Source organism: Thioalkalivibrio sp., assembly GCF_041685615.1.
In the GTDB taxonomy this organism is placed as follows: Bacteria; Pseudomonadota; Gammaproteobacteria; order Ectothiorhodospirales; family Ectothiorhodospiraceae; genus Thioalkalivibrio.
Genome location: NZ_JAWLFK010000095.1, coordinates 1 through 3935 on the forward strand (window position 1 = coordinate 1; position 3935 = coordinate 3935).

5 protein-coding genes are annotated in these 3935 nt (G+C 70.4%); 2 read left to right on the forward strand and 3 right to left on the reverse strand.

Annotated elements, in window-relative coordinates; all coding sequences use genetic code 11:
* From ACESLR_RS11720 to ACESLR_RS11730, 3 genes are all read right to left on the reverse strand, one after another.
* Window positions 1-893, reverse strand: an 893-nt coding sequence (locus ACESLR_RS11720) for a glycosyltransferase family 4 protein (RefSeq protein ID WP_373067552.1), incomplete at its 3' end; no start/stop codon positions are given.
* 5 nt (window positions 894-898) lie between these two features.
* Window positions 899-1297: a 6-pyruvoyl trahydropterin synthase family protein gene (locus ACESLR_RS11725; RefSeq protein WP_373024302.1), complete on the reverse strand. Its 399-nt coding sequence runs from the start codon at window positions 1295-1297 to the stop codon at window positions 899-901.
* A 28-nt stretch (window positions 1298-1325) separates the two neighbouring features.
* Complete coding sequence (locus tag ACESLR_RS11730) at window positions 1326-2327, reverse strand: zinc-dependent alcohol dehydrogenase (protein ID WP_373024303.1); 1002 nt, start codon at window positions 2325-2327, stop codon at window positions 1326-1328.
* 168 nt (window positions 2328-2495) lie between these two features.
* Between ACESLR_RS11730 and ACESLR_RS11735 the strand changes: the two genes are divergently transcribed.
* A complete protein-coding gene (locus tag ACESLR_RS11735; RefSeq protein ID WP_373024304.1) occupies window positions 2496-3272 on the forward strand; it encodes a CDP-alcohol phosphatidyltransferase family protein in 777 nt (258 codons plus the stop codon).
* The gene (locus ACESLR_RS11740) at window positions 3265-3903 is read left to right on the forward strand and encodes a YceI family protein (RefSeq protein ID WP_373024305.1); all 639 of its coding nucleotides are present in this window, start codon (window positions 3265-3267) and stop codon (window positions 3901-3903) included. The genes ACESLR_RS11735 and ACESLR_RS11740 overlap by 8 nt, the downstream gene beginning before the upstream one ends.
* Window positions 3904-3935 lie beyond the last annotated feature (32 nt).

Genomic DNA, 3935 nt, shown 5'->3' on the forward strand with positions numbered 1-3935 from the left:
CCCGGCGGTACCAGCCGACCGGCCGCTTCCGGAACCGTACCCGGGATCGCGCCGCCGGTGGTCCCGATCACCGGCAGCCCCCGGGCCATCGCCTCGGTGTAGGCCATCCCGTAGCCCTCGTAAAGGCTCGGCAGCACGAACACCGAGGCACGCCCAAACCAGGACTCCAGTGCCACGTCGTCGCACTCGCCGGCCCATTCGATCCGGCCCTCAAGCCCGGCCGTGGCAATCGCTGCCTCGACCTCCCGCGCATACGCCGGGTCCCCCACCCGCGAGCCCGCCAGCACCGCCCGCCAGTCCCTCGGCCCGAGCCGCGCCAGGGCCTGCACCAGGTCAAGTTGGCCCTTGCGCGGCACGACCGAACCAACACACAGCAGCAGCGGTGGTTCGCCCGGTGCAGGCCCGGTGGCTTGCGGCCGGCGCTCGATCCCCGGAGGCACGGCCTTCAACCGCCCGGGAGGCACGCCCCAGGCGGCCGCCTGGCCCGCCGTGAAGGCACTGGTGGCCACCACACCGTGCACCTGGTCCAGTGCCGCGCGCTCTCGCGCCAGCAGGTCCTCGGCGCGCGCCGGCTCCAGGCCGGTCTCCAGCCCCAGCGGATGGTGCAGTAGATAGATCAACCGCAACCGAGCCGCATGACGGGCCAGGGCCTCCGGAAAGGCGCCCGCCGCCAGGCCATCCAGGAGTACGGCATGCGTATCGGGAAAGTCCGCCAGCGCGGCGTCGAGCGCCGATTCGGCCGCCGGGTCGGGGCCCGGAAACGCCCCTTCGAGCTCCCGCACCGATACCGACCGGCCGCGCGCCCGCAGGCCCGCAACCATGCGCGCGTCGTAGCGGTAGCCTCCCGTTCGCTGCTCCAGCGAACCCGGCACCACCAGCGCCAGCGCGCACATCCCGCTCAGGGCGCTGCCTCGTAGCTGGCCCAGGCCACGTGCGACTCGTTCAGGGTCACGCAGACCGCATCCAGCTCGCGCGCCGACTCGCCCAGCTCGCCCGCATGGATGGCGCGCGCCACCCGCTGGTGCAACTCGTGCGCCAGAAACTCGGTGGTCGTGTTCTGGCCACGAAACTCCTCGCGCTCGTCCAGGTTCTGGTAATTCAAATCGGCCAGAAGCGTCTTCACGACCTCGCTGGCACGGCCGATATCCACCACCAGCCCCTCGGTGTCCAGCGCCCCGCGGCGGAAGGTGACGTCGACCACGTAGGTCGCGCCGTGGAGCTTCTGGGCCGGGCCGAAGGTCTCGCCGGAAAAGCTGTGGGCGATCATGAAATGGTCACGGACGTTCAGGCTGTACATCGGGTGCTTCCCCGTCTGGAAGAAAGGATCAATAGCGAATGCGGTGGCAAAGGGTCCGCGCGGCGTCCGGGCCGGCGACACGCGCCATCACCGCGGGCAGATCGGCAAAGGCGCCCTCGCCGGTGATCAGGGCCTCCAGCGCCGGATCGTCCAGCAGCGACAGCGCCAGTGCCAGGCGGCGGGTATAGTCCCAGCGCGCCGCGCGCTCCGGCGGGATGCGCCCGACCTGTGAACTGCGCAACGTCAGCCGCCGCGAGTGAAAGGCCTCGCCCAGCGGCGCCGGCACCGGCTGGTCGCCGTACCAGCTCATCTCCACCACCCGCGCCTCGACCCCGGCCAGCGCCAGGGCCTGTTCCAGCCCGGCCGGGTTGCCGCTGGCATGCACCACCCCGTCCAGCCCCTGCAGGTCCGGATTCGCCTGCGCCCGTCCGGGTGTGCCGATCCTCAGCCCCAGTGCCGCCGCCACCGCCTCGCGCTCGGGATTGGGGTCGATCAATGTAACCTCGGTGCCGGGGATCGCCCGCAGTAGCCAGGCCACCAGAAACCCCACCACGCCGGCGCCGATCACGCCGATACGATCCCCGGGGCCGGGCTGCAGGTCCCAGACCGCGTTGATCGCCGTTTCCATGTTGGCCGCGAGCACCGCGCGTTCCGAGGGTACGGCATCCGGGATCGGCACGACCCCGGCCGCGGGCACGACAAAGGCGCTCTGATGCGGGTGCAGACAGAAGACCCGCCGACCCGCCAGGCCGTCCGCCTCGCCGCCCGCCTCGACCGTACCAACGCTGATATAGCCGTACTTGACCGGCCAGGGAAACTCGCCCGCCTGGAACGGGGCGCACATCGTCCGGTACTGGCTCGGCGGGACCCGACCATGGAACACCAGCGACTCGGTCCCGCGGCTGATGGCCGAGAACTGCGTACGCACCCGCACCTCGCCCGGACCCGGCTCCGCCAGCCCCTCCGGGCGCAATTCGCCCGCGCCCGGGCCGGTTACCCAGAACGCTTGCTCGGAGGCGGGCGCATTCACCGGGAATGCCCCGGGCACGGCGTGCGGACACAGGTCGTCATCCGTGCAGTTTGTGCGAAGCGCGCAACAAGCGGCAACTCCCGGCGCGCCGCATGGTCGCATTGGTCGGGGCCGTCGTTCCCTGATGCTCCCACCCGACCATCGCCACCGGGGCGCTACAATCCCTGCATGGAGCCTTCCGCCGCCAACCTCTCCCCGTCGTGTATCCAGACCGGCCTTCGCGTCTGGGCAGCCGACTGGCTGGTCACCGGCCTGCTGGGTCTGGCGGTGACCACTGCGTTGCTGAGGCACACGGACCCGGGGCTCCCGGCCGCCGCGGGCTTCGTCGCGCTGTGGCTCCTGCTCGGCCTCGTTCTCGTCCTGCGCACACCTCCGGACGGGCCTGCGCCCGCCCGGCAGGGACCCGGCCCGGCCAACCGGGTCACGCTCCTGCGCGCCGCCCTGACGGCGCCGCTGGGCGGCCTGATTGTCGCGGCCCCGGCTCCCGGCGACTCCGTGCTGGCGCTCTGGGTGATAACCCTGGCAGGGCTGGCGCTCATACTCGACGGCGTGGACGGGGCCGTCGCGCGACGAACCCAGAGCGCCTCGAGCTTCGGTGCCCGATTCGACATGGAGCTCGACGCGGCCATGATCCTGGCGCTTTCGGTCCTTGCCTGGCAGATCACCGCGGTCGGCCCCTGGGTGATCCTGATCGGGCTGATGCGCTACGCCTTCGTCCTGGCCGCCACTCCCCTGCCCTGGCTGGCCGCGCCGCTGCTGCCGAGCCGGCGGCGCCAGGCCGTCTGCGTGTTGCAGACCGTCGTCCTGCTTCTGGTGCTGACCCCCGGCCTGCCCGACACCGCCGCTGTCACCATCGCCCTGGCCGGGCTGCTGACTCTCGGCCTGTCCTTTGCCGTGGATATCCACTGGCTCTACCGCCATCGACCGGAGGTGTGTCATGACTGACGCCCGCAACAAACGCTTTGCCACCCGCCTGCACTGTGCGCTCCTGGCTTCCCTGATGACCGTGGCCTTCGCCCTGCCCGCTACCGTCGTGGCCGATGCCGACCGCTGGGTCATCGACCCGGACCACTTCGCGGTGGGCTTCCTGGTCGAACATGCCGGCTATGCCAGGGTCATGGGCATGTTCCTCGAGGCCGAGGGCGAGTTCACCTTCGACCCCGACTCGGGCGAACTGGAGGATGGGTTCTTCGTCGTGCAAACGGACAGCGTGTTCACCAACCACGCCGAGCGCGACGACCATCTGCGCAACGAGGATTTCCTGCACGTCGACGAATACCCCGAGATGCGCTTCACCGCCACGCGCTACCAGCCCACTGGCGAGAACACCGGGCGGCTGAGCGGCGGGCTGGAGCTTCTGGGCAAGACCCGCACCATTCATCTCGACGTAACCCTCAACAAGGTCGCGCGCTACCCGTTCCCACTCGGCGGTCTGTTCGGCCGGCCCTATGTCCTGGGCGCCTCGATGCGCGGCAGCTTCAATCGTTCGGACTTCGGCATGACCTACGGCCTGACCCGCGACATCGTCGGCGACGAGGTTGAACTGATGATCGAGTTCGAGGCCCAGCGCCAGTAACAGCCGGCCGTCTGAAAGGACTCACCACGAAG

Bases quoted from the DNA above. Each gene is read 5' to 3' on its own strand.
- ACESLR_RS11725 (WP_373024302.1), bottom strand. From the start codon at position 1,297: ATGTACAGCCTGAACGTCCGTGACCATTTCATGATCGCCCACAGCTTT.
- ACESLR_RS11740 (WP_373024305.1), top strand. From the start codon at position 3,265: ATGACTGACGCCCGCAACAAACGCTTTGCCACCCGCCTGCACTGTGCG.
- ACESLR_RS11735 (WP_373024304.1), top strand. From the start codon at position 2,496: ATGGAGCCTTCCGCCGCCAACCTCTCCCCGTCGTGTATCCAGACCGGC.